Origin of the sequence: Thermosediminibacter litoriperuensis (assembly GCF_008124715.1) — a bacterium.
GTDB classification, from domain to species: Bacteria; Bacillota; Thermosediminibacteria; order Thermosediminibacterales; family Thermosediminibacteraceae; genus Thermosediminibacter; species Thermosediminibacter litoriperuensis.
This window is the reverse complement of record NZ_VNHO01000002.1, coordinates 88,220-114,155: the sequence shown is the minus strand read 5'-3', so window position 1 is coordinate 114,155 and position 25,936 is coordinate 88,220. Positions and strand designations below refer to the sequence as shown.

General features: G+C 52.1%; 28 protein-coding genes. 4 read left to right on the top strand and 24 right to left on the bottom strand.

Features of this window, described 5'->3' with window-relative positions:
- Window positions 1-8 precede the first annotated feature (8 nt).
- The 11 genes from dhaK to selD form a co-directional block, all read right to left on the bottom strand.
- Window positions 9-1,007 carry a dihydroxyacetone kinase subunit DhaK gene (gene dhaK, locus LZ11_RS01500; RefSeq protein WP_148865969.1) on the bottom strand — a complete coding sequence of 333 codons (999 nt, stop codon included), beginning with the start codon at window positions 1,005-1,007 and terminating at the stop codon, window positions 9-11.
- A 133-nt stretch (window positions 1,008-1,140) separates the two neighbouring features.
- Window positions 1,141-2,826 (bottom strand): sigma 54-interacting transcriptional regulator, encoded by a 1,686-nt coding sequence (locus tag LZ11_RS12825; RefSeq protein WP_148865967.1) that lies wholly within the window; start codon window positions 2,824-2,826, stop codon window positions 1,141-1,143.
- Window positions 2,827-2,839: 13 nt separating this feature from the next.
- The gene (locus LZ11_RS01490) at window positions 2,840-3,205 is read right to left on the bottom strand and encodes a DUF1667 domain-containing protein (RefSeq protein WP_148865965.1); all 366 of its coding nucleotides are present in this window, start codon (window positions 3,203-3,205) and stop codon (window positions 2,840-2,842) included.
- Window positions 3,189-4,466: an NAD(P)/FAD-dependent oxidoreductase gene (locus LZ11_RS01485; RefSeq protein ID WP_148865963.1), complete on the bottom strand. Its 1,278-nt coding sequence runs from the start codon at window positions 4,464-4,466 to the stop codon at window positions 3,189-3,191. The genes LZ11_RS01490 and LZ11_RS01485 overlap by 17 nt, the downstream gene beginning before the upstream one ends.
- On the bottom strand, window positions 4,456-5,925 hold the full coding sequence (locus LZ11_RS01480) for an NAD(P)/FAD-dependent oxidoreductase (protein ID WP_148865961.1): 1,470 nt from the start codon (window positions 5,923-5,925) through the stop codon (window positions 4,456-4,458). The genes LZ11_RS01485 and LZ11_RS01480 overlap by 11 nt, the downstream gene beginning before the upstream one ends.
- Before the next feature lie 138 nt (window positions 5,926-6,063).
- A complete protein-coding gene (glpK, locus tag LZ11_RS01475) occupies window positions 6,064-7,557 on the bottom strand; it encodes a glycerol kinase GlpK (protein ID WP_148865959.1) in 1,494 nt (497 codons plus the stop codon).
- 31 nt (window positions 7,558-7,588) lie between these two features.
- Window positions 7,589-7,939: a Lin0368 family putative glycerol transporter subunit gene (locus LZ11_RS01470; RefSeq protein ID WP_148865957.1), complete on the bottom strand. Its 351-nt coding sequence runs from the start codon at window positions 7,937-7,939 to the stop codon at window positions 7,589-7,591.
- Window positions 7,939-8,337: a Lin0368 family putative glycerol transporter subunit gene (locus LZ11_RS01465; protein ID WP_148865955.1), complete on the bottom strand. Its 399-nt coding sequence runs from the start codon at window positions 8,335-8,337 to the stop codon at window positions 7,939-7,941. Before LZ11_RS01465 ends, LZ11_RS01470 begins: the two co-directional genes overlap by 1 nt.
- 161 nt (window positions 8,338-8,498) lie before the next feature.
- Window positions 8,499-9,065: a glycerol-3-phosphate responsive antiterminator gene (locus LZ11_RS01460; protein WP_148865953.1), complete on the bottom strand. Its 567-nt coding sequence runs from the start codon at window positions 9,063-9,065 to the stop codon at window positions 8,499-8,501.
- A 282-nt stretch (window positions 9,066-9,347) separates the two neighbouring features.
- Window positions 9,348-9,944: a glycerol-3-phosphate 1-O-acyltransferase PlsY gene (gene plsY / locus LZ11_RS01455; protein ID WP_148865951.1), complete on the bottom strand. Its 597-nt coding sequence runs from the start codon at window positions 9,942-9,944 to the stop codon at window positions 9,348-9,350.
- Between the two features lie 99 nt (window positions 9,945-10,043).
- Window positions 10,044-11,081 (bottom strand): selenide, water dikinase SelD, encoded by a 1,038-nt coding sequence (gene selD, locus LZ11_RS01450; RefSeq protein WP_148865949.1) that lies wholly within the window; start codon window positions 11,079-11,081, stop codon window positions 10,044-10,046.
- Window positions 11,082-11,429: 348 nt separating this feature from the next.
- Between selD and LZ11_RS01445 the strand changes: the two genes are divergently transcribed.
- Entirely contained in the window at window positions 11,430-11,702 is a 273-nt protein-coding gene (locus LZ11_RS01445) for a putative Se/S carrier protein (RefSeq protein ID WP_148865947.1), read from the top strand.
- A 50-nt stretch (window positions 11,703-11,752) separates the two neighbouring features.
- Here the strand turns inward: LZ11_RS01445 and LZ11_RS01440 are convergent, their stop codons facing one another.
- From LZ11_RS01440 to LZ11_RS01390, 11 genes are all read right to left on the bottom strand, one after another.
- Window positions 11,753-12,520 (bottom strand): tRNA (adenine-N1)-methyltransferase, encoded by a 768-nt coding sequence (locus LZ11_RS01440; protein WP_148865946.1) that lies wholly within the window; start codon window positions 12,518-12,520, stop codon window positions 11,753-11,755.
- 16 nt (window positions 12,521-12,536) lie between these two features.
- Entirely contained in the window at window positions 12,537-12,905 is a 369-nt protein-coding gene (locus LZ11_RS01435) for a P-II family nitrogen regulator (RefSeq protein ID WP_148865944.1), read from the bottom strand.
- Window positions 12,880-14,055, bottom strand: a complete 1,176-nt coding sequence (locus LZ11_RS01430) for a cation:proton antiporter (RefSeq protein WP_148865942.1) — start codon at window positions 14,053-14,055, stop codon at window positions 12,880-12,882. Before LZ11_RS01430 ends, LZ11_RS01435 begins: the two co-directional genes overlap by 26 nt.
- A complete protein-coding gene (mobA, locus tag LZ11_RS01425) occupies window positions 14,052-14,681 on the bottom strand; it encodes a molybdenum cofactor guanylyltransferase (protein ID WP_170240255.1) in 630 nt (209 codons plus the stop codon). The genes LZ11_RS01430 and mobA overlap by 4 nt, the downstream gene beginning before the upstream one ends.
- A gap of 164 nt (window positions 14,682-14,845) precedes the next feature.
- Entirely contained in the window at window positions 14,846-15,379 is a 534-nt protein-coding gene (locus LZ11_RS01420; RefSeq protein WP_148865938.1) for a permease, read from the bottom strand.
- Window positions 15,376-15,855 (bottom strand): permease, encoded by a 480-nt coding sequence (locus LZ11_RS01415; protein WP_148865936.1) that lies wholly within the window; start codon window positions 15,853-15,855, stop codon window positions 15,376-15,378. Before LZ11_RS01415 ends, LZ11_RS01420 begins: the two co-directional genes overlap by 4 nt.
- Window positions 15,856-15,866: 11 nt before the next feature.
- Entirely contained in the window at window positions 15,867-16,268 is a 402-nt protein-coding gene (locus LZ11_RS01410) for a PadR family transcriptional regulator (RefSeq protein ID WP_148865934.1), read from the bottom strand.
- A gap of 149 nt (window positions 16,269-16,417) precedes the next feature.
- Entirely contained in the window at window positions 16,418-16,672 is a 255-nt protein-coding gene (locus LZ11_RS01405) for a YkoF family thiamine/hydroxymethylpyrimidine-binding protein (protein WP_148865932.1), read from the bottom strand.
- Window positions 16,673-16,684: 12 nt separating this feature from the next.
- Window positions 16,685-17,380: an anaerobic ribonucleoside-triphosphate reductase activating protein gene (locus LZ11_RS01400; RefSeq protein WP_148865931.1), complete on the bottom strand. Its 696-nt coding sequence runs from the start codon at window positions 17,378-17,380 to the stop codon at window positions 16,685-16,687.
- A complete protein-coding gene (locus LZ11_RS01395; RefSeq protein ID WP_148865929.1) occupies window positions 17,364-19,454 on the bottom strand; it encodes a ribonucleoside triphosphate reductase in 2,091 nt (696 codons plus the stop codon). Before LZ11_RS01395 ends, LZ11_RS01400 begins: the two co-directional genes overlap by 17 nt.
- A 218-nt stretch (window positions 19,455-19,672) precedes the next feature.
- On the bottom strand, window positions 19,673-20,083 hold the full coding sequence (locus LZ11_RS01390) for a hypothetical protein (protein WP_148865927.1): 411 nt from the start codon (window positions 20,081-20,083) through the stop codon (window positions 19,673-19,675).
- 153 nt (window positions 20,084-20,236) lie between these two features.
- Here LZ11_RS01390 and LZ11_RS01385 point away from each other — a divergent pair, with 153 nt between their 5' ends.
- Window positions 20,237-20,746, top strand: coding sequence for a transcription repressor NadR (locus tag LZ11_RS01385; protein WP_148865925.1), 510 nt, complete (start codon window positions 20,237-20,239; stop codon window positions 20,744-20,746).
- Between the two features lie 159 nt (window positions 20,747-20,905).
- Window positions 20,906-21,397 carry an ECF transporter S component gene (locus LZ11_RS01380; RefSeq protein ID WP_148865923.1) on the top strand — a complete coding sequence of 164 codons (492 nt, stop codon included), beginning with the start codon at window positions 20,906-20,908 and terminating at the stop codon, window positions 21,395-21,397.
- Window positions 21,398-21,423: 26 nt separating this feature from the next.
- On the opposite strand, the gene iadA is transcribed toward LZ11_RS01380, so the two are convergent.
- Complete coding sequence (gene iadA, locus LZ11_RS01375) at window positions 21,424-22,599, bottom strand: beta-aspartyl-peptidase (RefSeq protein ID WP_148865921.1); 1,176 nt, start codon at window positions 22,597-22,599, stop codon at window positions 21,424-21,426.
- Between the two features lie 3 nt (window positions 22,600-22,602).
- The gene (locus tag LZ11_RS01370; protein WP_148865919.1) at window positions 22,603-24,249 is read right to left on the bottom strand and encodes a M20/M25/M40 family metallo-hydrolase; all 1,647 of its coding nucleotides are present in this window, start codon (window positions 24,247-24,249) and stop codon (window positions 22,603-22,605) included.
- A gap of 258 nt (window positions 24,250-24,507) precedes the next feature.
- Between LZ11_RS01370 and LZ11_RS01365 the strand changes: the two genes are divergently transcribed.
- A complete protein-coding gene (locus tag LZ11_RS01365; protein WP_148865917.1) occupies window positions 24,508-25,935 on the top strand; it encodes a sigma-54 interaction domain-containing protein in 1,428 nt (475 codons plus the stop codon).
- Window position 25,936: the final 1 nt, after the last annotated feature.

The window sequence follows — 25,936 nt, the reverse complement described above, 5'->3', positions numbered from 1 at the left end:
TCGAGTATTTATAATTGTTTGAAAGCGGGAGTGTCGGCAGGTGCATCCAGCAGGGATTTGAGTTCGTCGTCCAGTTTTAGGAGCGTGATGGATGCCCCTGCCATCTCCAGGGATGTCATAAATTCTCCCACATAGGTGCGGTACACTTTTATGCCTTTATCTTCAAGGATTTGGCTCGCCTTCCTGTTCAGAATGAGGAGCTCCATGAGCGGGGTGCCGCCCAGACCGTTCACCATTACAGCTACTTCGTCTCCCGACTCCACCGGCAGGTCGGCGAGGATTTTCGACATGAGGTGATCTACAACCTCATTGGCCTTCATGAGTTTCGTCCTCATGGTCCCGGGCTCGCCATGGATACCCATACCTATTTCCATTTCATCCTCGCTTAAAGTAAAATTGGGTTTCCCGGCGGCTGGTACAATGCACGGCGTCAGGGCCATACCCATGCTGCGCACATTTTTGATGACCTTCTCGGCCACCGCCTTAACTTCTTCCAGCATTCCGCCGGCCTGGGCTTTGGCACCGGCGATCTTATGCACGAAGACCGTGCCGGCTATACCTCTCCTGCCAACCGTGTAGGTGCTGTTTTCCACCGCCACGTCATCGTTAACCGTGACGCTGGCAACCTGTATACCCTCCATTTGCGCCATTTCCCTGGCCATCTCAAAATTCATTACATCTCCGGTATAGTTTTTTATTATCAGCAGCACCCCGGCCCCGCCGTCGACGGCTTTTATCGCCTCGAAGATCTGATCAGGGGTGGGGGAAGTAAACACGGCGCCAGCAACGCCGGCGTCCAGCATTCCCCTGCCCACGTATCCGGCGTGGGAAGGCTCGTGACCGCTGCCTCCGCCGGAAACCAGCGCCACCTTCCCCTTTACCGGGGCGTCGGCCCGCACTATCACATTGTACCCTTCAAGCTTTCTCACGTACTGCGGGAAGGCCCTGACCATGCCCTCCAGCATTTCCTCCACGACGGTTTCGGGATTGTTGATTAATTTTTTCATCCGATCCACCTCCACGATTATGATATAAATTTATTTTGCAAAACTCATGCCAATAAAACGGATAACCCCGCGGGCTCATTCCGCAGGGTTATCCGTCCGGCATTCTTCCGGCGTTGATATTTTTTACCAACCCTCATACCAGACCGTACTTCCGGGCTTTGGCGGCAACGGTCTTGTGGGTGATGCCCAGCACTTTGGCCGCAGCGTTGAAGCTCCTGTACTTTTTTAAGGCCTTTCTGATAATCTCCTTTTCGTATTCCTCATAGGGTGCCATTTCCCCATCTCCGCTCAAGTTTATAAGGTGGCCGGAGTCCCCGGTCTCCCGCCCGCTTATATACGAAGGCAGGTCGTCCACGTCGATTTCTCCGTCATCGGTGAGGTTGATGGCCCTTTCGATGATGTTTTCGAGCTCCCTTGCGTTCCCGGGCCAATCGTAATTCATCAGGCACCTCATGGCCCCGGGCGTTATGGTGGTCACATTTTTTCCCAGCACCGTTGATAGTTTTTCCCTAAAATGTTCCGCCAGAAGAGGTATATCCTCTTTCCTCTCCCTGAGGCTGGGCAGGAAAATTGGTACAACGTTGAGCCTGTAATAGAGGTCTTCCCTGAATTCTCCCCTTTTTACCATTTCCTCGAGGTTCCTGTTGGTGGCTGCGATGATCCTGACATCCACCTTTATGGTCTGGTTTCCTCCTACCCTCTCAAACTCCTTTTCCTGCAGTACCCTTAAAAGTTTGGTCTGCATGTCCTTGCCCATTTCACCGATCTCGTCCAGGAAAATCGTCCCTCCGTTGGCCAGTTCGAACTTGCCTATCTTTTGGTACAGCGCTCCGGTGAAAGCACCTCTCTCGTGGCCGAAGAGCTCGCTCTCCAAGAGCGTCTGGGGAATGGCCGGACAATTCACCCGAACGAACGGGCCGTTCTTTCTCTTGCTGGCACTGTGGATTGCCCTGGCCACCAGTTCCTTGCCGGTACCGCTTTCTCCCCTGATAAGAACCGTGGAAGTCGTTGCGGCGGCTTTAGAAGCCACAGCTAGAGCATCCAATAGTTTTCCGCTCCTGCCGACTATCTCATCGAAGGCCCTGTCGAGCTTTTTACTCCTTATGAGCTCTTCTTCCAGGTATTCGGCCCGAGCCACGGCTTCGTTGAAGTCCTTCATTTCCCTTAAAAGCCTCTCCATGCGGGAAATGTCCTGAAAGATTATGACTCCCCCTACTATTTTCTTCTCTATTTTTATCGGAGCCAGGTCGGCTATCACCGGCCGGCCGTTGAAGATCTTTTTCTTTTCGTACTCGCCCCTTCCGCCGGCCAGTACCTTCTCTATCCCGGTTCCCGGCAGCAGGAAGTTAAGATTTTTTCCCACTGCCAGCGCCTGGGGGATCCCGGTAATTTCTTCCGCCGCTCTGTTAAATACCGTTACGGTGCAGTCCGCGTCTACCACTATGAGGCCGTCGGTTATGCTGTCCAGGATTACGTCGGATGTCAGGGCGTTTTCTTCAAGTATGGAGTCTATTTTATCATTCTCCTCGATGTTTTTTGGCATTAAATCTCCTTCCAGCAGCCTCGAAAATCTATCCAGCGCGGCACCCGCACCGGCGCCGCTTGCCAGCACCGTAATCTTATCCCCCGGTTTAATGTGCAAGGAATAAAGGGCCATAAGAGCCGTCGCCGGCACTTCGTGGCCTCTCGGATTCCTGACAAAAAGACTGGCGTCCAGCTCCTTTTGCATCTCATGGGCCTTCTGGACCAGCATAGCGGCCGCCCTGATATGGAGACCTTTCCTGTTTTTAAAAAGGACCTCCTTTTTTAACACACTCATCACCGCCGGTATTTTAGTTCCAGCTCCGGGTAGTCACCACATCGACGCCGGTACCGGCCACGTTGGAGTAAATCACCTGGCCGATTTTTACCGGCGCTTTTACCCTCACGCCGCTCAATTCCTTTACGGCGTCAAAGAGCAGGACCTTCGGTATAGGGCTCGCCGTCTTCACAGGCAGCAGCCGGCCGTCTTCCAGCCGTACCGTGGTGGTCAGCACCCTCATGGGCTGAGTGACTTCAGCCCTGGCGTAATCGGCACCCCTCTTACACTGGTTACCGCTGATCCGGACTATTTCACTCCCTTCTATGCCCACCTTAATCCTGCACCCGCTGGGGCACACTATACAGGTTACCGTCCTTTCCTCATTCGCCGCGCTCAACGCTGTCACCTTCCTCCCGAAGGCTGAAGTTTAACATTTTAATCCCCCTCATTTCATCGCGATCCAGCTGGATGCTTATCATCTCGCTGGGCTTGACGTACCTCAACACGCTTGATTTTATTACACCCCTTTCCGATTCTACGAAGAGCCTTGCCTTCGCCATGGGTCTGACGCTTCGCATAAAGAAGTTCTGCCTTTCCTCCGGCATTGCGTCTACGTTTATTCTCTGGGGCAGCACGTATCTCAGTCCATTCCCCGGAGAAACGGGTATGTGCTTGTATTTTTTGCCTCCGTCGGCCAGGTACGAGGCGGCTCCCCTCGCAGCCGACACCGCTTCCTGGGTGACGTAATCCACCAGGTCGTGGACGTGCAGCACGTTGCCGCAGGCAAAAATGCCGGGGACCGATGTCTCCATCCGCTGGTTTACCACCGGACCTCCGGTGACCTCGTCTATTTCTATATCCGCCAGCCTTGAAAGCTCGTTTTCCGGTATCAGGCCGACAGACAAAAGCAGCGTATCGCAGGGAACAAATTTCGCGGTCTCCATGATTGGCTTCATGTCGTCGTCGACTTCGGCGATGGTAACCCCTTCTACCCTTTTTCTACCGTGGATGTTGACAACCGTGTGCTTTAAGAGCAAGGGAATGCCGTAATCCTCCAGGCACTGCACGATGTTCCTCGTGAGGCCGTTGGAGTAGGGCATTATCTCTACGACGCACCGGACCTTGGCTCCCTCTAGGGTGAGGCGCCTTGCCATTATCAGCCCTATATCTCCCGAGCCCAGGATGACTATTTCCCGCCCAGGCATATAGCCTTCGATGTTGACAAACCGCTGCGCAGTGCCTGCGGTAAAAATACCCGCCGGCCGGAAACCCGGAATGTTGATGGCGCCCCTGGTCCTCTCCCTGCATCCCATAGCAAGGATGACCGCCTTCGCCTGGATTTCTATCAGCCCTTCCCGGCTGTTAACCGCCACTATGCGCCTGTCCGCTGTGAGCTCTATCACCATAGTGTTCAGCATGATTTCCACGCCAAGGTTTTCGGCTTGTTCTATAAAGCGCTCCGCGTACTCGGGGCCGGTAAGCTCCTCCTTGAAGACGTGCAGTCCGAACCCGGTATGAATGCATTGCTTCAATATCCCACCCGGCTCCGATTCCCTGTCTATGACGAGCACATCCTTTATCCCCAGCCTGCGGGCTTCCACAGCAGCTGACAGCCCTGCGGGTCCTCCACCGATTATGACAAGCTCTCTATTTTGCACCGGTAACACCACCAGTCTCAATAAATTCTTTCGTCCTTCCCCTCAATATTTCAGAACCGCTGCCGCATTTGGTTACTTCCAGGGGGTCTATACCGAGCTCCCTGGCCAGGATTTCCACCACTCTGGGCGAACAAAAACCCCCCTGGCACCTACCCATCCCGGCCCTGGTACGGCGCTTTACGGCGTCCAGGCTCCGGGCACCCACCGGCCTTCTGATTGCATCGATTATTTCCCCTTCGGTCACCGTCTCGCACCGGCAGATCACGCGGCCGTAGGCCGGATTTCGCCTTATCAGCTCCCTTTTTTCTTGGCAGCTGAGACGGCGGAATTTGAAAATTTGCGGTCTTTCAGGATTATAGTCGCTCTTTTCTTTTAGCTCCAATCCCTCTTCCTTCAAAATACCGACAACCATTTCGGCGATGGCTGGTGCGGAGGAGAGCCCTGGCGACTGGATGCCTCCGACGTTGATAAAGCCCTTGACTTTCTTCGAGGCCCCTATAACGAAGTCATCGGTATTAGACACGGCTCTCAACCCGGCAAAGGAGGCGATGACGTGCTTCAGGGGCAGTTCGGGCACTAGCTTGCGGGCGCTTTTTATTATTTCTTCAATCCCCTGCTGTGTAACTGCCACGTCGTCCTTTTCCCGGACATCGTTGGAATTGGGGCCGATGAAAAAGTTGCCGTCAACCGTAGGGCATACGAGAATGCCCTTGGATATTTTTGTAGGCGTTGGGAATATTGCTGTGTTTACGATACCCCCGAACCTTCTGTCGAAGATCAGGTATTCGCCTTTTCGCGGCGTTATGCGGTAGTCTTCCGCCCCCGCCATTCTCGATATCTCGTCGGCGAAAAGGCCCGCGGCGTTCACAACATACCGGGTGTAAATAGTTTCTCCCGGGGTCCTGACGGCCAGCACTTCCCCGTTTTCTACCCCTATACTCAGGACCGGGGAATTCAGCTTTATTTCCACCCCGTTCCGGCTGGCATTTTCCGCCAGGGCAATCGTCAGCTCGTAGGGGCATACGATGCCTGCCGTCGGCGCATAAAGCGCCGCCCGGGCCTCCCTGCTGATATTGGGTTCCATTTCCATCAGCTTTTCCCGGTTTATAATCTCGAGGCCGGGAACGCCGTTGGTCTTCCCCCTTTGCAGCAATTCTTCCAGCACCTTGACCTCTTCCTCGTTTAAAGCAACCACGAGAGAACCTATCCTCTTAAAGGGTACATCAAGCTCGCTGCAAATTTTGTCAAAAAGAGGGTTGCCCCTCACATTTAACTTGGCCTTCAGGGTACCGGGCTTTGCATCGTAGCCGGCGTGGATTATGGCGCTGTTGGCCTTGCTGGTGCCGCTCGCCACATCGTCTTCCTTTTCCAGCAGTACAGTCTTCAGCTGGTACCGGGACAATTCACGGGCGATCATGCATCCCACGACACCCCCGCCTATTATAACCACATCTACCATTTGATTGACCTCCTTAAATTGATGACCCCTAAAAAAGTAAAGAGAACCACACCTAAAGGTGTGGTTCTCCTCTTCTCCACCACAACTTTCTAACAGCAATTTATCTTTTACTGTAGTAGTACTTCGACAAAAAATCGATCATTCCTTCTCCCAATCGAGGGCTCTTTTCACTGCTTTTTTCCATCCGGAGTAAAGTTTTTCTCTGGCTTCCATCGCCATTGCCGGTTTAAACTCCCGGTCAATCTGCCATTTGGCGGCGATTTCATCCATATCCTTCCAGTATCCTATGGCAAGGCCCGCCAGGTAAGCCGCCCCCAGAGCCGTGGTCTCCGTTACTTTAGGCCTAGAAACCGGAACGCCTAGAATATCGGACTGGAACTGCATCAGGAAATTGTTGGCGACGGCGCCCCCGTCAACCTTGAGGTTCGTCAGCGTTATGCCGGAATCCTTCTGCATGGCCTCAAGCACATCTCTGGTCTGGTACGCAATGGATTCAAGAGCCGCCCTTATTATGTGTTCGCGCTTGGCCCCGCGGGTAAGGCCCACTATAACACCCCTAGCGTACATATCCCAGTAGGGCGCTCCCAGCCCGACGAAGGCCGGCACCAGGTATACACCGTTGGTATCCTCCACTTTCATAGCGTATTCCTCGCTCTGGGCCGAAGTGTCGATTATTCTGAGCTCGTCCCTGAGCCACTGGACCACGGCGCCGGCTATGAATATACTTCCCTCGAGGGCGTATTCGACCCTGCCGTTAACGCCCCAGGCTATAGTGGTCAGGAGTCCGCTTTGAGATTCCACAGCCTTTTCACCGGTGTTCATCAGCATGAAGCAGCCGGTGCCGTAGGTGTTTTTGGCCATACCTGGCTTGTAGCAGGCCTGACCGAAGAGAGCCGCCTGCTGATCACCGGCATCGCCGGCTATAGGCACCTCGGCCCAAAATATTTCGCGGTCGGTATGTCCGTAGACGAAGCTCGATGGCTTTACCTCGGGGAGCATCGCCCTGGGAATTCCAAGCTCTCTGAGTATGTCGTCATCCCAATCGAGGGTATGGATGTTAAAAATCATCGTTCTCGAGGCGTTGGAATAATCGGTGACATGAACCTTACCGCCGGTGAGATTCCAAATCAACCACGTATCTACGTTGCCGAAAAGCAACTCTCCTCTTTCCGCTTTTTCCCTTGCGCCCTCCACGTTATCAAGAATCCACTTGATCTTGGTACCCGAGAAATACGCATCTACCACCAGCCCGGTTTTGCTGCGGATCGCATCGGCCAGTCCTTTTGCCTTTAAATCGTCGCAAATGGGAGCCGTCCTGCGGCACTGCCACACAATGGCGTTGTACACGGGTTTACCGGTATGCTTATCCCAAACAACGGTGGTTTCGCGCTGGTTGGTGATGCCTATGGCAGCTATTTCATCCGGCGTTATTCGCGCCTTCTCCATGGCTTCCCTGGCGACACCTACCTGGGTTCCCCAGATCTCCATGGGATCGTGCTCCACCCAGCCGGGCCTGGGATAAATCTGGGTGAATTCCTTCTGGGCGACGCTTTTTATGGAGCCGTTTTCGTCGAAAATTATCGCCCTCGAGCTGGTAGTCCCCTGATCCAGGGCCATTACGTATCTCGTCATAAAATATACCCTCCCGTTTATAATAATATTTTTATACCATTGCGAAGAGCAAAAGTCCTCCGAGCACCCCGCCCAGGAGACCGCTAAGGACCGGTTCCCAGTCTATCTTCTTACCTTCCATCAGATCCGCTACAAAGAGCCCCCAGAAGGCCGCTAGGGCCATATCGCTCCACGGACCGGGCAAACCTCCGCTCATCTGGGGTTCATACATCAGCCCGATGCCGTGGTTCAAAAGCCATATGGTACCCACTATGAAAAAGCCGGCCAGGACTCCTCCGAAGCTCTTGTATTCATCGGCCAGTTTGCCCCATACCAGGCCGATGACCAGCGGGAAAATAATACCCCCGAAAATGGTGGTCAGCACGTGCTGCCATGTCCACATTACACATCACTCCTTCTCGCAGCGTATAGGAGATATCCGGCCAGCGTCGCCCCGACGAGCTGCAGGAATATGGTCATCAGTGCACCGCCCAAGTTGGCACCGTGTAAGATACCGTAAGCTCCCCTGACAAGGCCCTTTACCGGGTCGAGCACTACGGTCCCGCCGAGCAGGGCCGAAAGCCATACCGACAGAGCCATATCCACCCAAGCGCCGCCGCCCTTGTTGGGTATACTGCCGGCATAGTGATTTACCAGCCAGCCCGTCGTTATTATGATTCCAGCCGCGAGCCAGCCGCCCAGCCAGTTCCACCGGGCCAGGCTTGAGGGCCATATGGTAAATACTCCGAAGCCTACAAAGGCCCCCGTGCACATGCCCATGAGAATACGCCTCAAATTCATTCTTTAACCCCTCCCATTAAAATCTTCTTGTGAAAAAGACCGGTCGTGTTTTTTATCACCTCCCCTGCTTAAATAAAAACCCTCCCGGAAAAGGCAAATTTATTACCTTCCGGGAGGACTTCTCCAGCTCTCCGAGTCCCCCGTCTTCCAACTATTGCTTTTTAGAAGGCATCCCAAAGGTCCTCCCTACTGACGGATACGGCCCAAGCTCCGGCTTCCAGAGCATCGTTCACCTCTTTTTTGTCCTCGATTAGGCCTCCGGCTATCAACAGGTGATTGACGTTTTCGTGTAACCTCTTTATGATCTTCGGTATTACTCCCGGTAAAATCTCTACCGCGTCGGGGTCTACCTGCCGTATGGTGCGGACGGCGGTGTCAACGGCCTGGCTGTCGAGGAAAAACGCCCGCTGAATGGCAAAAATGCCCTCGCTCTTCGCCGAAGAAATCAAATTACTCCTGGTCGTAATTATCCCGTCGGGCCTTATCTCTTCAGACACGTATCTCAAGCCGGCGGCGTCCTTGCTCACGCCTTCCAGCAAATCCATGTGAAGAAAAACCCTTTTTCGCGCCTTTTTTATGTGGGTGACAGGATATTTAATATTGAGGATATCGCCTGCAAGCATGAATATGCACCTGACGGGTTTATCCAGGGCCAGGTCTACAGCATCAATATCCCTAATCGCCGCTATAATCGGGTAGGCCTTCAGGTCAGCCAGTATATCTCTCAACGGTTTCACTCCCGATTTAGGGTTAATCTAAATAAAATTCTTTCTTTTTCTGTTTATTTTTAATTGCAAAATTTGTGCCAGCAGGCAAGTCCCAGTAATTGACGAGTTTGTTGGGAAAAAGTATCAAGCTTACAAAATACGGTGGATACTTTTTACCAAATTATATTAGATCTTCACATAACCTTCGTCCAATAAATTTGATTCCGAATTGCACTAAATATTACTATAAAAACCAGATATTTTATATTTTCGGTCATTTTTAAATATATTTTCGCACAATTCTTAAGGCCTGATTTTCTCGCCCAGCTTATGCTCCTTGCCCGCAATCAACCTTTTTATATTGGTCCTGTGCCTGTAAATGGCTATCGCAGCTATTATTACGCCGTACGCTATGTATTTGGCCGGGTAACGGAAAATCACAAGGAATAAAGGGAAGAATGCACTACCGACAACGGACCCCAGGGACACGTATCTCGTCAGCAGTATCGCAGCTGCTCCCACCATAAAGGAAAACAGTGCCGCCTTAGGAGCCAGGGCAATTACAACCCCCATGCTGGTAGCTATGCCCTTGCCGCCGTTGAAGTTGAGGAATAAAGACCAGTCGTGACCAACAATGACGAAAAGGCCGCTGAAAAGCGCCAGTGTGTCGCCTCCTATTAATTTAGCCAGCGCAGCAACGAGAAATCCTTTCAGAAAGTCGGCCGCATACACTGCTACCGCGGCCCTGCCGCCAACCACCCTGAACACATTGGTGGCACCCGGGTTGCCGCTGCCGTATTTCCTTATATCGATACCGTAGTATTTTTTGCAGATCAGGTGGGCGGAGGATATGGATCCTATTAAGTAACTTATGATTCCCGCAAGTATATATTTGAGCAATCGTCTTCACCTCCCGTCCTCACTTTTATTTTACCATATTATATTGATTTAAGAAAATAAAAAAAATGGGTTACCTTTTATAAAAGTATAACCCATTTTTCACTCCACTATTATATCCCTACCAGATTTTTCTTCAACCCGGCCTATAATCGACGCCCATTTTACGCCATTGTTTTTAAGTTCTTCCATCAGGACGGCGGCTTTCTGTTCCGGACAGGATATCAAAAGGCCTCCCGACGTCTGGGGGTCGAAAAGAACATCGGCCAGTTCTTCCCTGATATTTTCCGGGAGAACAACCTTATCCGCCAGGTACTTCCGGTTAGCGTAGAGGCCCCCCGGCAAAAGTCCCATAGCGGCGTATTCGAATATTCCCGGAATAACCGGAACTTTTTCCACCTTTATTTTAATGGTTACCTGAGAAGCCGCAGCCATCTCATACGCGTGGCCCAGGAGCCCGAAGCCCGTTATGTCGGTTACAGCGTTTACGCCCACCTGGACGGCGGCTTCCGAAGCAGCTTTATTGAGGGTACTCATGGTCTCAAGCGCTTCTCTTTCAATCCGGCTATCAGCCATTCCGGTCTTGGCGGCGGTAGTGAATACGCCTGTCCCCAGGGGTTTCGTAAGAACTATAACGTCTCCGGGTTTGGCCCCGGCATTGGTAAGTACACCGGCGGGATGCACCGCGCCCAGCACCGAAAGGCCGTATACCGGCTCAGGAGTCTTTATGGAATGGCCTCCTGCTATTATAGCCCCGGCTTCGATCACCTTGTCGGCACCGCCCTTCATCACCAGAGGCAGTACATCCTCCACCAGCTCTTCGGGAAAGCCCACGATATTCAGTGCCAGCAGGGGCCTTCCCCCCATGGCGTATATGTCGCTCAGGGCGTTGCAGGCGGCTATCTGCCCGAAGAGGTAGGGGTCGTCCACCACCGGGGTGAAAAAGTCCACCGTATGAATAACGGCCAGCTCCTCGTTTATTTTATAAACCGCCGCGTCGTCGGAAGTTTCAAGGCCCACCAGCAGGTTTTCGTGCTTTATTACGGGTAAGTGCCGCAGGACCTGCGACAGCGCCGAAGGCGAAAGCTTGGCCGCTCAGCCGGAACTGCAGGTGAGCTCGGTCAGTTTTATCTTTTCCACGGGTTCACCTCCCCGGGGTCTAATCTAAAATAATTAGCTGTAAAACAGCCGAAAATCCGGCAATATGCCGCGCTTTAAGAAGATTATAATACAAACTTGTAGAAAGCTCAATCGGACATCTTGTTCCGTGTTTGATTGTACTAACCGGATGCCGTGATATGGATAATATTATAGATATAATCTATAGAAATCATTGATTTGTATTTACATTTCAAATGCGTTCCATCTAAATAGTATTGTACAATTGTTAGTGAAAGAGAACACCCGGCTTGCAAAAAATTCCGGGTACAATGTGGAGATAATAAATTCAGCGGCGAATTTATTTTGAGGATATCGAGGTAGAACTGTATGATCGATAAGTACCCTTTTTTTATGATAACTTTTCCGTCGGTCCACCACGCGCTGCGGTTCGAGTCAAGAATGAAGGGCACCGGTATATCTTTTCAGCTGGTGCCGGTACCCCGTGAAATCAGCTCCAGCTGCGGTGTGGCCGCAAAGGTGACCAACACCGTTGAACGGACTTTAATCGACGCCGTCGAAAAGACCGGCATCGAATTTGATTCCATTTACCTTTACGAATCACCTAAGGAAAAACCCAGGCTGATAAGAGGATATAGTTAAGGGAATGGTTGGGCGGATAAAAAGGAGAATAAAAGGCCGGTCGAAGCCTTTTACTCTCCCAGTTTTCTTGCAAAAATCAGGTAGCCGGTATGGCCTATCATAAGGTCCTCGGGTCTCAGCCTTTCCGGGACCAGCTTGTACTTCCGCATCATGATTTCAACGACTTCGGAGATGTAAAAGCCGTTTTGATTCAGGGAGCTCATGGTCTCCGAAACCTGGTTCGCCGTCGGAACCAGGATCCCCAGGTGGCCGGCGGGTTTGAGCGCTTTCCTGACTTCGGCCATGACCTCCCACGGTTCTCTCACGTCCAGGAAAAAGGCATCCAGGTCCCTTTCCTCTATTCCCTCAGTGATGGATTTGTTGCGCATCACCACGTTATCGAATTCAGAAAAGCCCCTGATGTTCTTCTCGGCGAGCTTATGAAACTCCTCCCGCTGCTCGTAGGTGTACACCCTGCCCTCGGGGCCCACAGCCCTGGAAAGGCACACAGTGAAGGCTCCAGAGCCGGTGCCGGCTTCCCCCACCCGCTTGCCCGGAGAGACGTCGAGGCGCATGAGTATATAAGCTCCCTCTTTGGGATACACGATCTGGGTGCGGCGCTTCAGGTAGTACATCACGTAATCGAACATGTCGCAGGTCAGCACGTGGTAAACCGCGCCGTTCACCTCAAAACTGCCCCCCGGGCTTACGTCCGCAAGCAGCGTCGAATCTATATGACCGTTGGGCAGCCCTATTTTGTTCGGCGAAGCGATATCGACCACTTTTTTAAACCCATCGGACCCTATTATGACCCTTTTTGTCGCAAATCCCGACTGCATCTTTAGCCCCCTTTTCTCATTCTAATTCTCCGTCGTAACGGCCGAGTTTGCCGCCTCTCACCATATTGAGGGGCACGGAAAACATTATTCCCATTGAGCTGTCTTCAGCGAAACTGCCTATCTCCCTCTCCACGGCATCGGCTATGTCCTGGAGCTTTTTCTTATCCTCTATAACCGAAAGGATGGTCTTATTCACGAAAAGTCCATCTTCTTTCAATTTTTTAATGCTGGCGATCATGGGTCTGTCCTCTTCAAAACTTTTCATAATAGCGCCCTGCCCCATGGAGTCCAGCACCGTGGCCCCCTTGGCCCCGTTCTTTTTCATCACCGTCAGGAGCTTTTTTAAAAGTTCGGGCCGGTTAAGGATTATTACCATGAGATACATCGCCTTCACTCCCCTCAATATTTTCTGCGCTGTGGAAAAGCAGCTTTAAAAGCGGCGGAGCCACCAGGGTGGTGACCAGAACCATCAGCACGGAAGCGGTGAAAATCCTCTGAGATACGATACCCCTTTTCAGGCCCAGGTTGACGATGATAAGGGCCACCTCTCCCCTGGGCACCATGCCCGCGCCTACCGTAAAGCCCTCCCTCCAGCTGAATCCCACCAGCTTTGCCATGAGCCCGCACCCAAAAATCTTGCCGAGCACAGCAACGGCTATTATGAGAAGGCTGAAGCCAATACCGCCCAGCATGGCCCTGACGTCAGCCTTCAGCCCTATACTGACGAAAAATATCGGTGTGAAAAAGAGATAGGCCATTTCTTCTACACCGCGGACAATTTTTTCTTTCGCATCGTAGTTCGAGAAAATCAGGCCCGCTATGTAAGCACCGGTGATGGCGGCAATGTCGGCCTTCTCCGCGAAGTAAGCCACGCTGAAGCACAGCACCAGGGCGAAGGTTATGAGCCTGGTCCCCGGTTTCATTATCTCTATTATGCGCTCACCGTACCGGTGAAGCAGGAATGCCAGGACAGCTACCGAGACCGCGAATACGCCTATTTTCTCCATCAGCGGCAGGATGCTGGCTCCTCCGGAAACGTAGCCGATTATAAATGTAAGGAGGATTATACCTATCACATCGTCGATCACCGCCGCAGCCAAAATTGCTATACCCTCTTTTGAGTTCAGCTTTCCCATTTCTCTCAGGGCCTGCACCGTTATACTGACCGAGGTGGCCGTCAGCATGGTCCCTAAAAACAGGGCCTCGGGCAGGGTAACCCCACCGACGAGCCCGGCCCAGACACCTGCAGCGAAGGGCAATACAACCCCTCCGGCGGCAATGACCGTGGACGATAATCCCGACGCGATGAGCTCCGACGTGTCGGTCTCGAGGCCTGCCAGGAACATTAAAAGAATTACACCTATTTCGGCCATGAACTCCAGCACGTGCTCGGAGTGGACCAGGCCCAAGGCCGAAGGTCCTATAAGAAGGCCGGCAATGATCTGGCCCAGCACGTTCACCTGGTTGAATCTTGCGGCCAGGTAGCCGCCGATCCTGGATATCCCCAGTATTACGGCAAGTTCCAGTAAAGTCATGGATAACCCCCCTTTAAAACCGGTTCACCCGGAGTTGAATCCTTTTCCAACAGCAGCGCCCTTTCATAGTCTTCCCTAGTATTTATGTTAAAAAATCCAAGGCGGATTTTTTCTTTATCTATATCAACATACCGGGTATTTACCATATCGAACAGGTCCCTCACCCGAACGGAGCTTCCCTTTTCAATAAGGACCTCAATGGCATCGATGCAGTTTTTGCTGTAAACGGCGTGAAGGGGTTCGATCAGCCCTCGGTACCGGGGGCATACCGCGTCAAAGCCCCCGGAGGCGTCGAGCAGCATATTTATGAGCTCTGCGCTCAAAAAGGGCATGTCGCAGGCCACGAAAAACCCGGCCCGGTTCTCCATTTTCTTAAGGCCGGTGTATATGCCCCCCAGAGGGCCCAGCCCCTCCACTTCATCCCGGAATATACGGCAGCGGCCTTCGAGATAATCGATTTCCCCGGGGGAGTTGGATATAACCAGGATGTCCTGGAATAGCGGCTCCAGCACAGCAATGATCCTTTGCAGGATGGTCATTCCTCCTATCTTCAGGAGGCCTTTATTCTTTACGGATATTCGGGAAGACTTCCCCCCGTTCAATATGACCGCCGAAAATTCCCTCACGAACACTTTCCTTCCAAAAAAAGTCTCTATTATATTATAGCAAAAACCTCCGGAAGGCAACCGCGAACGGGTAATTTTTTCACTCATTTTTGTATATTTTTCAATTCTCAATATGCCCTATACTGCTAAAAAAATAAGAACCCGGATAACCGAGCCGAAAATCTTTAGAAGTCCGCAGCGTGCCTCCTGTATATTTCCTCCTTTTCCTCCCGGGTCAGGAGCCTTTCTATCAGATGGGCCATTATTATTATCCCGAATACGTCCACAGCCCACCTGGTCACCGCAAACTTATACCCCAGAGAGGACATCTCGAAGAGGAACATGGGTATTTTCAGGGTCGACCAGGCCCCCAGGAAGATGAGTATGTTGGAAAGCCTGGCTCCCTTTTTGATCATTACCCCCGCCACGGGGAAGGCACCGTACAGGGGTCCCGCCGCGGCAGCACCGAGAAATACACTGAGGAGCACGCCTTTTATACCGGACTTTTCCCCCAAAAGCCCTACTACCGTCTCCCTTGGCACCCACACGTCCAGCAGTCCCAGCAGCAAAAAGATCGGTGGGATAACGCCCGCCATCTGAAGAAAATTTCGGCTGGTATTGGCGATTATCCTGGCGCCGAGCCCCCTGTCATAAACCAGAATGGCAAGGTCAACAGCGATAACCGCCAGGAAAAGTCCGTAAGCTTTAAGGTTTTTCATGATACCACCATCCCTATGATAAAAGCCACCAGAAAGGAAAAGAGGTAAGCCATTGCATTCCTCAAAAAAGCTTCTTTCCGCCCGAAATAACTTATTTCCAGGGGAAGGGTAACCACGCCCACCATCATTAGCGTGGAGATGAACACGGCGAGCTGCATGATACCCGCCCCCCTTTCCAGCAGCGAAGCGGCTAGGGGAAAAGCCACGAAACCCGGTACCAGGGTGACGGCCCCTATAGCGGAAGTGAGCATCATCCCCTTAAAGCCGGTCTCGGCTCCGATGAGCCGGGAAATCACATCGGGGTTCAGCACAGTCAAAACCAGGCCGACCAGAGAAAGCACGCCCAAAAAGGCCGGCAATAGGTTGGCGAAGGACTTCCATGCCTTCAATACGGCCGTTTTGGTCTTTTTGCGATCCCTGGCCAGCGAAAAGAGCAGGAAGCTGATAGAAATCGCATACAGGACTGCTGTGAACAAACCCTTCCCCCCTACTTTCCGTCTTCCTTTTTCCGGAAGAGCCCTTCGTATTTTTCGATAAATACCTTAAGCCTCCCCATCTGGTTAATAATGTGGACGGTCCAGGCATGGATGGCTTCCTCGCCCTCGGGCGTTATGGTGTAAAGCCTTCTGGCAGGGCCGGATTCTCCGGTCTCCCAGTCGGACCTAACCCAGCCCTCTTCTTCCATTTTCCTGAGGTTCCTGTAAACGGCTCCCGGATCCAGATAACCGCCAAAGCCGAACTCAGCCAGCTTTTCCATCAGCTCATAGCCGTGGGCCGGTTTTTCATAGAGAAGAAGGAGCATACAGGGCTGCATAAACTTCTCCATCTTGAAACCCGGACATCCCGGTTCGCCCCCGCGGTGATGGGATCTATCGTGACACCCGCACATAATAAGATACCTCCTATAGTCTATATATGTATCTAACATATATATGATTAATAAGATTATACTATAGATCCAAACCATTCGGCAATATGAAAATAAAAACGGGAGAAAACTTCTCCCGCAGGTTCTTGAACTTATCGCTTTAAATTACATTAACTGCTGCCGGTCTCTCCGGTGCGGTTGGTCAGGGTCAAAAACACGACCACCTTTCCGCCCTCGCGGGCTCCCGCGTCGTAAAGGGCCCGCACCGCCTTCCAGACCTCTTCTTCATCGCCCCGGATCAGCGTACTCAAAGGAGTTACATCCACGTCCACGTCAAACTCCGCGAGGGATTCCAGAGATTTAAGCACAACCCTCTCGTAATCCTCCCTTCCCAGCGGGAAGAGGGACACCTGGCATGTGAGCATACTCAACGCCTCCTAATTTCGTATAACCACTTCGCCGAAGCTCGCCCGGAGCCTTTCCTTCGCCCTTTCCAGCAGTGCGCCGTCGCAGGGCTTTTTCCCGCAAAATGCCGGATCCAGCACGCCTTCGGAGAAGCGGTATCCCTGGAGCACGTATCTTTTTGCCCCCGAAAGCCACCGGCCAATTGCGTCAAAGTCTTCGGACGAGTGGATTCTTTCGTGCACCGTAGTCCTGAACTCGTAGTCGACTTTAGAAGCTCTCACCAGTTCTACGCTTTCCCTCACTCCGGCAATCTGGCTTTCATCGGTGGCAAAAATACCATAACGTTCCGGACGGGTCTTTATGTCGACGGCGACATAGTCGATTAAACCTTCATTCAAAAGCTCTTTTAAGATTTCAGGCCTGGAACCGTTGGTATCGAGCTTGACTTTCAATCCCCTTTTTTTGAGCTTTAAGACAAATTCCGGAAGGTCGCTCCACAGCGTAGGCTCGCCGCCGGTTATACACACACCGTCGATCAACTTTTTCCTGCGTTCCAGATACTCAAAAAACACACTTTCCGGTACCCTGCCCTTCGGGCTGCCCGCTACCAGCGGGCTGTTGTGGCAGTACGGACACCGGAAATTGCACTCCGGCAGGAACACGGTACACGCCACAACGCCCGGGTAATCGGCGGCAGATACCGGCATAAAATCATATATTAACGGCATATATCCTGTATTCCCTTCTGTCGGCAAATTCCGCCTTCTTGCCGTTGTTCCAGCACTGGACGGGCCTGTAGTAGCCCACTATCCGGCTGTAAACCTCGCATTCACGCCCGCAGGTAGGGCACTGGAAGTGCTCGCCGGAGATGTAGCCATGGTCCTCGCATACCGAAAACGTAGGCGTCACGGTGTAATAAGGTATGCGGTAGTTTTCCGCTATTTTTCTCACCAGAGCCTTGCAGGTGGATTTGTCCATCTTTTCTCCCAGGAACATGTGGAAAACGGTGCCGCCGGTGTACTTGCACTGCAGCTCCTCTTGATGGTCCAGGGCGGCGAATACGTCATCGGTGAAGTCCACCGGAAGCTGGGTGGAGTTAGTGTAGTAGGGCTCGTCCTGGCCGCAGGTTATGATCTTTTCTCCGAAAATCTCCCTGTCCTTTCTCGCCAACCGGTAGGAAGCTCCTTCCGCCGGGGTGGCTTCCAGGTTGTAAAGTTCGCCGGTTTCCTCCTGATACTGGGAAAGCCTTTCCCTCATGAAGTCCAGCACTTTAAGGGCGAAATTCCTGCCCTCCGGGTCTTCGATGCCGCACCCCATGAAGTTCCTCAGGGCTTCGTTCATCCCAACGAGGCCGATGGTGTTGAAATGGTTCTGCCAGTAGGCGCCGAACCGCTCGTAGACATCCCTTAGGTAAAATCTGGCGTAGGGGTAAAGCCCTTCCCTCGTCATCCTCTCCAGCACCTTGCGCTTTATCTCCAGGCTGGTCCTGGCGATGTCCATGAGCCGGGAAAGCTTCTCGAAAAATTCGCCTTCGCTCTTAGAGGTGTAACCGATCCTGGGCATGTTTATCGTCACAACGCCTATGGAGCCGGTCAGGGGGTTGGCGCCGAAGAGCCCGCCGCCGCGCTTTTTAAGCTCACGGTTGTCCAGACGAAGGCGGCAGCACATACTCCTCACATCTTCAGGTTTCATGTCGCTGTTGATGAAATTGGAGAAATAGGGCAGGCCGTACTTGGCCGTCATCTCCATTATTTTATCCACAACAGGGTTATCCCAGTCGAACTCCTTTGTTATATTGTAGGTTGGGATGGGGAAGGTGAAAATCCGGCCGTTGGCATCTCCCTCCATCATTACCTCGGCGAAGGCCATATTCAACATGTCCATTTCTTTCTGAAATTCGCCGTAAGTCCTGTCCATAAACCGGCCGCCGATGATGACGGGCTCCCTGGCTATTATCTCCGGCGGGACCAGGTCCAGCGTAATATTGACAAAGGGAGTCTGGAAGCCCACTCTGGTCGGAACGTTCAGGTTGAATATGAATTCCTGCATCGCCTGTTTGACTTCCTTGTAGCTCAGGTCGTCGTAATGTATAAAGGGGGCGAGGTACGTGTCGAAGTTGCTCAGGGCCTGGGCTCCGGCGGCTTCTCCCTGCAGGGTGTAAAAGAAATTAACTATCTGCCCGAGGGCGGACCTGAAGTGCCTAGGTGGTTTGCTGGCCACCTTGCCCTTCACACCCGTAAAGCCCGAGAGCAAAAGATCCCTCAGGTCCCAGCCGCAGCAGTAAACCGATAAGAGCCCCAGGTCGTGGATGTGAAAATCTCCGCTGATATGGGCGTCTCTAACCTCTTCAGGGTAAATCTTGCTAAGCCAGTATTTAGAAATAACTGCGCTGGAGATGTGGTTGTTGAGCCCCTGTAACGAGAAGCCCATATTGCTGTTTTCGTTGATCCTCCAGTCGGTCCTGCCTATATAATTGTCCACCGTATCCTCTATGTCCAGAAAGACTTTGCGGAATTCACGCATGTCCTGATGCTGCTTCCGGTACAGTATGTACGCTTTTGCCGTCCTGGCATGGCCGTTTTCGATGAGCACCTTTTCGACTATATCCTGTACGTTTTCCACCGTCGGCACCGAGTCCCGGTATCTTTCTTCCAGGATTTTTATTACTTCGTCGGTTAGGCGCCGCGCAATGGTCCTGTCGCTTCCGCCTACAGCCCTGGCCGCTTTGAAAATAGCGTTTTCTATTTTATCCCTGTCGAATTTCTGAATCGTTCCATCCCTCTTGATAATTTGAGACAACATTTAGAAAACCTCCAATTTCCAGTAAATTACGGCAACATATCCCGCATCATATATATTCTATCGATTGTTAAGAGGACAATCAATGCGATAAAAAGGCTAAAAAAAGCAGGAATTTAAACCTAGTCCTCCGGTAGTTCCCCGGGACTCCCCAAATCGCCCTCCTTAAATTTTTATATCAGTTTAAATTAAAACCCCCGCGTCAAGCCGGGGTCGCATCGTCAGGGCATCTTCTTCAGCTCGGTCATCACCCTCTGGTTGTTCTCATTGACGTAGTACATGAATTGGATCCGGTCGTTTTCTTTCAGGTTGAAACTGTCAAACCTGTCCTTAATCTCGGGTGCCAGCCTGTATACCTGGAAGCTGTCCCCTTCCTTGACTTCGATGGAGTTATCGTCTATCTGACCGATGTAAACCGCCTGGCCTTTTAAAGCTTCGGGAGCCTCGGGTTCTTCCGGTTTTTCTGTCTCATCCTCTGAAAGTTCATCTGATTCGCCCGGCCTTTCAGTAATAACTTCAGGCTTGTTATCACCCGATGCCGGTTCCCGGAAGTCTTTCCTGTATCCGTTGATGAATATAACTACCAGCAGAAGTACAAGGAGAATAATAAACATGGTCTTCGCGGTTTTCATAAAACATCCCTCCGGGTTCCAGTGTTACTTCATTATATCTCATTTACCGCAAAAAAATCAAGGTCCAACGTCCACTTCCTCCTTTCAAAGCATTTTATCCGGCAGGCAAATTTTGATATAATTTAATCAGCGCAAGAACTGAGGTGAAAAAACATGAATGCCGAAGAGAGAAGGGCAAGAATTGTGGAAATCCTTAAAGCGGAGAGGAAACCGGTTTCCGGTGGCGAGCTCGCAAGGATTTTTAACGTTACCCGGCAGATTATCGTGCAGGATATGGCCGTCCTCCGGGCCGCCGGGAAAGATATTATAGCCACATCCCAGGGCTATATGATAATGGAGCCCCTCGGCTTCATAACGAAAAAGGTGGCGTGCCGCCACGGCAGGGAAGAAACGCGCGAGGAGCTCATGACCTTTGTGGAATGCGGCTGCAGGGTGGTGGACGTGATAGTGGAACACCCCATTTACGGCGAAATCCACGGCATGCTCATGCTCAATAACTCCAAAGACGTGGAGGATTTTACGAGAAAAATGGAGGAGCACAACGCCGCCCTCCTTTCCCAGCTCACCCAGGGGGTGCACCTACACACCATTCAGGCAATAAACGAGGACTCCATCAAAAAGGCCAGTGAAATTCTGAAGAAAAAGGGGATACTGCTGGAATGAAATAACAACGGGTTGCCCGGATCACGGGCGCCCTCTTTTTTTGCTCCCGCCAGCCCTTATAAATGGACACGGCCGGGGATACGAGATCAAAATGATATTGACATATATCTGTATATACACTAGAATATATACAGATACCTAATTGAACGGAGGACATCTATGAGCACAAAAAATCTGGTCGCAGGCGCCCTGCTGACCGCTTTGGCCCTGGTAATTCCCATATCGTTCGGCGGGTACCTGCGCATCTATATTCCGCCCTTTTCCGCGACCCTAGCCTCCCACGTGCCGGTCATGCTGGCCTTTTTAATCAACCCGCTGGTGGCGGTAATGGTTGGCCTAGGCTCGGCCACCGGGTTTCTCGTCATGATGGGGCCGGTCGTAGCCGCCAGGGCATTCATCCACGTTATCTTCGGCTACATCGGAGCGAAGCTGGTTCAGCAAGGTACTTCCATTGAAATGGCCCTTTTGATAACGGCGCCGGTACACGCCCTTGGAGAATCCCTCGTAGTCCTGCCCTTCGGCTTTACGCTTTACAAAGCCTTCGTGCTGGTAGGCGCCGGAACGTTTCTGCACCACCTGATAGACAGCGCCATAGCCGTATTTCTGGCAAGGACGGTGCTCGCAGGAGCGATATCCAGGGTGAGAAATTAAGCCTGCACCGATAAGATGCAGGCTTTTTATTTTCCACACATCGATTTCTCGAAGGTGCCGAAAACCTGTACTTTTCCGTCTCGGACCATCCATCTCCCTTTTGCGATAACGCTCCGGATCTCCAGATTCTCGTCCATCACCACCAGGTCCGCGTCGAATCCCTCCCTTATCTCGCCTTTGCCCTCCAGCCTGTGGATGCCGGCTGGATTTTTTGTCACCGTGGCCAGAGCGGTTTCAAAAGGTATGTCGTATTTGAAGACCATAGCCTTCAGGCTTTTTAAAAGGGCGGAAACATCACCTATGCCCATGCCCACCAGCCTTTTACAGGAATCAAATACGGGCATACTGCCGTTGCCGTCGGAGCTTATGGTGAGATTCTGCGCCGGTGCACCCGCCTTTAACGCCTCGTAAATGGCCCGGGCTGCCGTCACCTCGTCATCTTCCAGGATATCCTCGCCTGCGGTGTAATCGCAGTATCCCCCCGCCATGGCGAATTCAATGGATTCTTCCATCAGCCTGCGGCACCGGTTGAGGTGGGTGGGCTGAAACTGGGAGAGGGGCACGTCGGTGGACGCGGCTATGCGGAAAAGGGCTTTAAGGCCTCTGGCACCGTCGCCCACGTGCAGGTGTAGTTTACCCCCTTTTTTGCCTATCATGGCCGCCACCCTGGCCTCACCCGCCAGGCGGGCAAGTTCAGCAGCTGAGGCGTGGGAGGAGCGGTGGTCCGATATGGCCACTTCTCCCACCCCCACCACCTTGTCTATAAAGATAAGATCGGTCTGGATGCTCCCGGTCAGGGTGGGAAGAGGGAACTGGTAGGCGCCGGTGAATATATACGTCGAAATACCCTCTATTTCAAGGGCTCTGGCTTTGTTGTAAAGCCTTGCCATAGACCTGGTGATTCCGTCGGTCCCCAGGCAGCCTATCACCGTGGTTATACCGTTTCTTGTCAGGTCGGAAAGCCTTATTTCCGGTGTCGAAGTCTCCGGACCTCCTTCACCGCCTCCGCCCGTGATGTGGACGTGCTGGTCGATAAACCCGGGGCAAAGATTCGCACCTTCCAGGTGGACCACCTCCACCTGAAAAGGGCCGCTTACTTCACAGCTTTTACCTACGTATATGATTTTCCCGGCTTCGATAAGTACGTCGCAATTTCCCATATCTTCCGGAGCAAAGACATGAGCATCTTTAATGTGGATCACAGGTTATCCCTCCAGTAATAATTTCACCGTTCTCTCCAGGATTTCCGGCATCACCTCGAAGGAATAGGATATGTTAACCCTTTCGGTGAATTTATGGGCGTCCTTGCCATAAGGGCCTATATTGACGACGGGTACGTTCAATTTTTTTATGGACTCGATAGGCAGCGAGTAGATTTCGTTCCACCCCGGCATATTGTTTACCAGGGCGCTGATTGCCTCAACTTTTTCTGAAACCGAGAAATAGCTCAGGTCCGAAATATACGGGTAAAACTTCTTTATTTCAAACCTGTAGGGGAACCGGGCGTCCGCACCGGCCACAGCCTCGTTTACGGCTGCCAGCAGCTTTCTTTCCTTCTCATTTTCGCCCTTTACGTAAATGTGCGGGTAATACGGCGGCGCGAAAAACAGGATCACGGCTGGGTTCTTGTTGGACCATTGCCGGTGCAGTTCCCGCACCACCTGCAGGCTGTATATTCTGTCGTCAGGTTTTTCCCGCAATAGCTCCTCCTTAAGTTTTTTTAGGTATTCGTCGATACTGTGGCCCTTCTCAGCTCTGACGGCGGCATAAAGCTCCTCGAAGGTCAGCACCTGTACCTCCCACGGCAGCTCCCTGTACGGCATACCGGCGGCCCGGCAGTAGCGCCTGTACTCGTCATTGAGCTTATCCAGCACACTCTTGAAGGCTCTCTCAGCCTTGGCTTTCAGTTTGGCCAGCACCTCATCCGGCTGGCTGCTGTGGGTGGAGTAATTGAAGTAAAGGTAGGCTTCGTTCACCGTCTGCACCGAGTACCTGGATTTCAAATCCCGCTGGCTCAGGCTTATAGGCGGGATCGAAGCTTCGTTTTCAACCACGTCGCAGAGGTCGAAGGCCAGGTCAACTTCCTTGAGTATTTCTGCAGCCAGCAGGTTGGCGTCGAGGCCTTCGAAGGCTTGCCCGACGTGGGTCTCTTTGCCGTATATGTAAAAGCAGGGCAGTATCTTTCCCACGGTGCCTATATAGATGTACTTCCTGTCGTCGCCGGGAAACCGGGGCGCCATGTAGTCGGTGTCAACAGCGGCCATGTACTCAAGGTCGTGGCTTTCGGCGAGCCGGACCAGCTCATCCACCGCTGAAAGCATGCCGCTGGAATTGCCCTCTTCGTCGGGCACGGCCAGGAACACCACGTTGCCCTCCAGCTGGCCGGCGTTTTCCGAAAGTTTCTTCATCAGGGCCATATGGGTCGCCACCCCGGCCTTCATGTCGAATATCCCCCTGCCGAACAGCCAGTCCCCGCTCTCCAGGTCCTTTAAGGTGTCTTCATCCAGCTCCTTTTGCCTGAGGACCGCTTTCAGCCTTTCTGGATCGGTGGCGTATTCTCTAATGTTTCCGTAATCTTCTACGCCCACGGTGTCAATGTGCCCTATGAGGATCACGGTCCTCCTGGAATTGCCCTTTTCCCCCTTCAGCAGGGCGATCACGTTTTTCCTGCCCAGGGCGTCTTCCTTTAAATCCGACAGCATGAGGTAATCGGAGTGTTTCGCGTAATAGTCAAGGCCTTTTAAAAAATCGTAAATTTTCTCGGCCACCCTTATTTCTCCCGGGGTGCCGACTATGCTCTTTATTCTGGTGAGTTCCACAGTGAGCTGCCGGATGAGTTCTCTTTCCAACATCCAACCCCCTCCTGGTATCATGTTTTCAAGGTCTTCAGGACTATTGCAAGAACCTCGTCGCCGCTATCGCCATTATTATTCCCCTTTTCAAGCATTCGACGTAGGTTCCCAATTTCCTCCGATCTAATAAAATATATAAAATTCAATAAATTACTTCCTATGCAAAACCGGTTTTTTAGCAAAATTTTTTTGCGGTTTTTCTATGCACGGAAGGAATCCCGGATTGACCGTAGAAAATCTTATAAGTGGTGATGAAAAATGAATGAGGTCCAAAAGCGTTTGAAGGAGATTCTCTCCTATGAAACCGTAAAGCGGATTTTCGATGCCCTGGACGAGGGCATCATCATCGTCGACCGGGATTACAACATCATTTTCTACAACAGGACCCTGACCCGTTTTGAAGGCCTGGAATCCAATAACGTAATAGGGAAAAAGCTTCTCGAAGTATTTCCATCCCTAACTCCAGAAGAAAGCACCATTTACCAGGTCATCGAGACCGGACGGCCGATATTTAACCGCTACCAGCAGTACCTGAACTACAAGGGCAGGGAGATCAGGACGCTCAACACCACGATACCCATCATCGAAAACGGGCGGGTACTGGGGGCGCTGGAGATTTCCAGGGATGTATCGGAGGTTTATGCCCTTTCCCAGAAAGTGCTGGAACTCCAGCAAAAGCTCATAGGTAAAAAGCCCCGGTCTATAAACGTCGGGCTGAAATACTCTTTCGACAGCATAGTTGGCGGCAGCAGAAAGATAAGGGAAATAGTAGAGCTCCTGAAAAAGGTGGCCGGCACCACCTCCTCGGTACTGATATACGGCGAGACCGGCACCGGCAAGGAACTCTTCGCCCAGAGCATACATTCTGGAAGCCCCAGAAAAAACAGGCCTTTCATAGCCCAGAACTGCGCGGCTTTACCCGAAACCCTGCTGGAAGCCCTGCTCTTCGGCACCACAAAGGGCAGTTTTACCGGCGCCGAAGACAAACCGGGGCTGTTCGAACAGGCCGACGGCGGCACGCTGCTCCTGGACGAAATCAACTGCATGGGTCTTTCGCTGCAGAGCAAGCTGCTCAGAGTACTGCAGGAAGGGGTCGTCAGGAGGATCGGGGCGACCTTCGACATCCCGGTGGACGTCAGGATAATAGCCACTACCAACGAAAAACCATCGGAGCTGCTGCAAAGCGGCAGGCTCAGGAGCGACCTTTTCTACAGGCTAAGCGTAATCTATGTGGAGATTCCCCCGCTAAGGGAACGTCCGGAAGACATCGAAGAGCTGGTAAGTTTTTTCATAAAAAAGTACAACACAAAATTCGGCAAGGATGTAAAGGGCGTAGACCAGCAGGTACTGAGCATTTTCAGGGAATACTCCTGGCCGGGAAACGTGAGGGAACTGGAACACGTGATCGAGGGCGTAATGAATTACGTGGACGGGGGCTATATCTCTGTGAGGGACCTGAAGTACCTCAGTTTCGGAGGTTTTAAGAACTACATAGAGAAAAAGCCCGATCCTGCAATAGACGTAAAATCCAGGGTGGACGAATACGAAAAAGATTTGATACTGGATGTTTTAAGAAGCACCGGCGGCAACATAACCAGGGCCGCCGAAAAGCTGGGAATAAAAAGGCAGTCGCTGCAGTACCGCCTGAAAAAATACGGCATAACAAAAGAGCTGTACAGGTCATAGA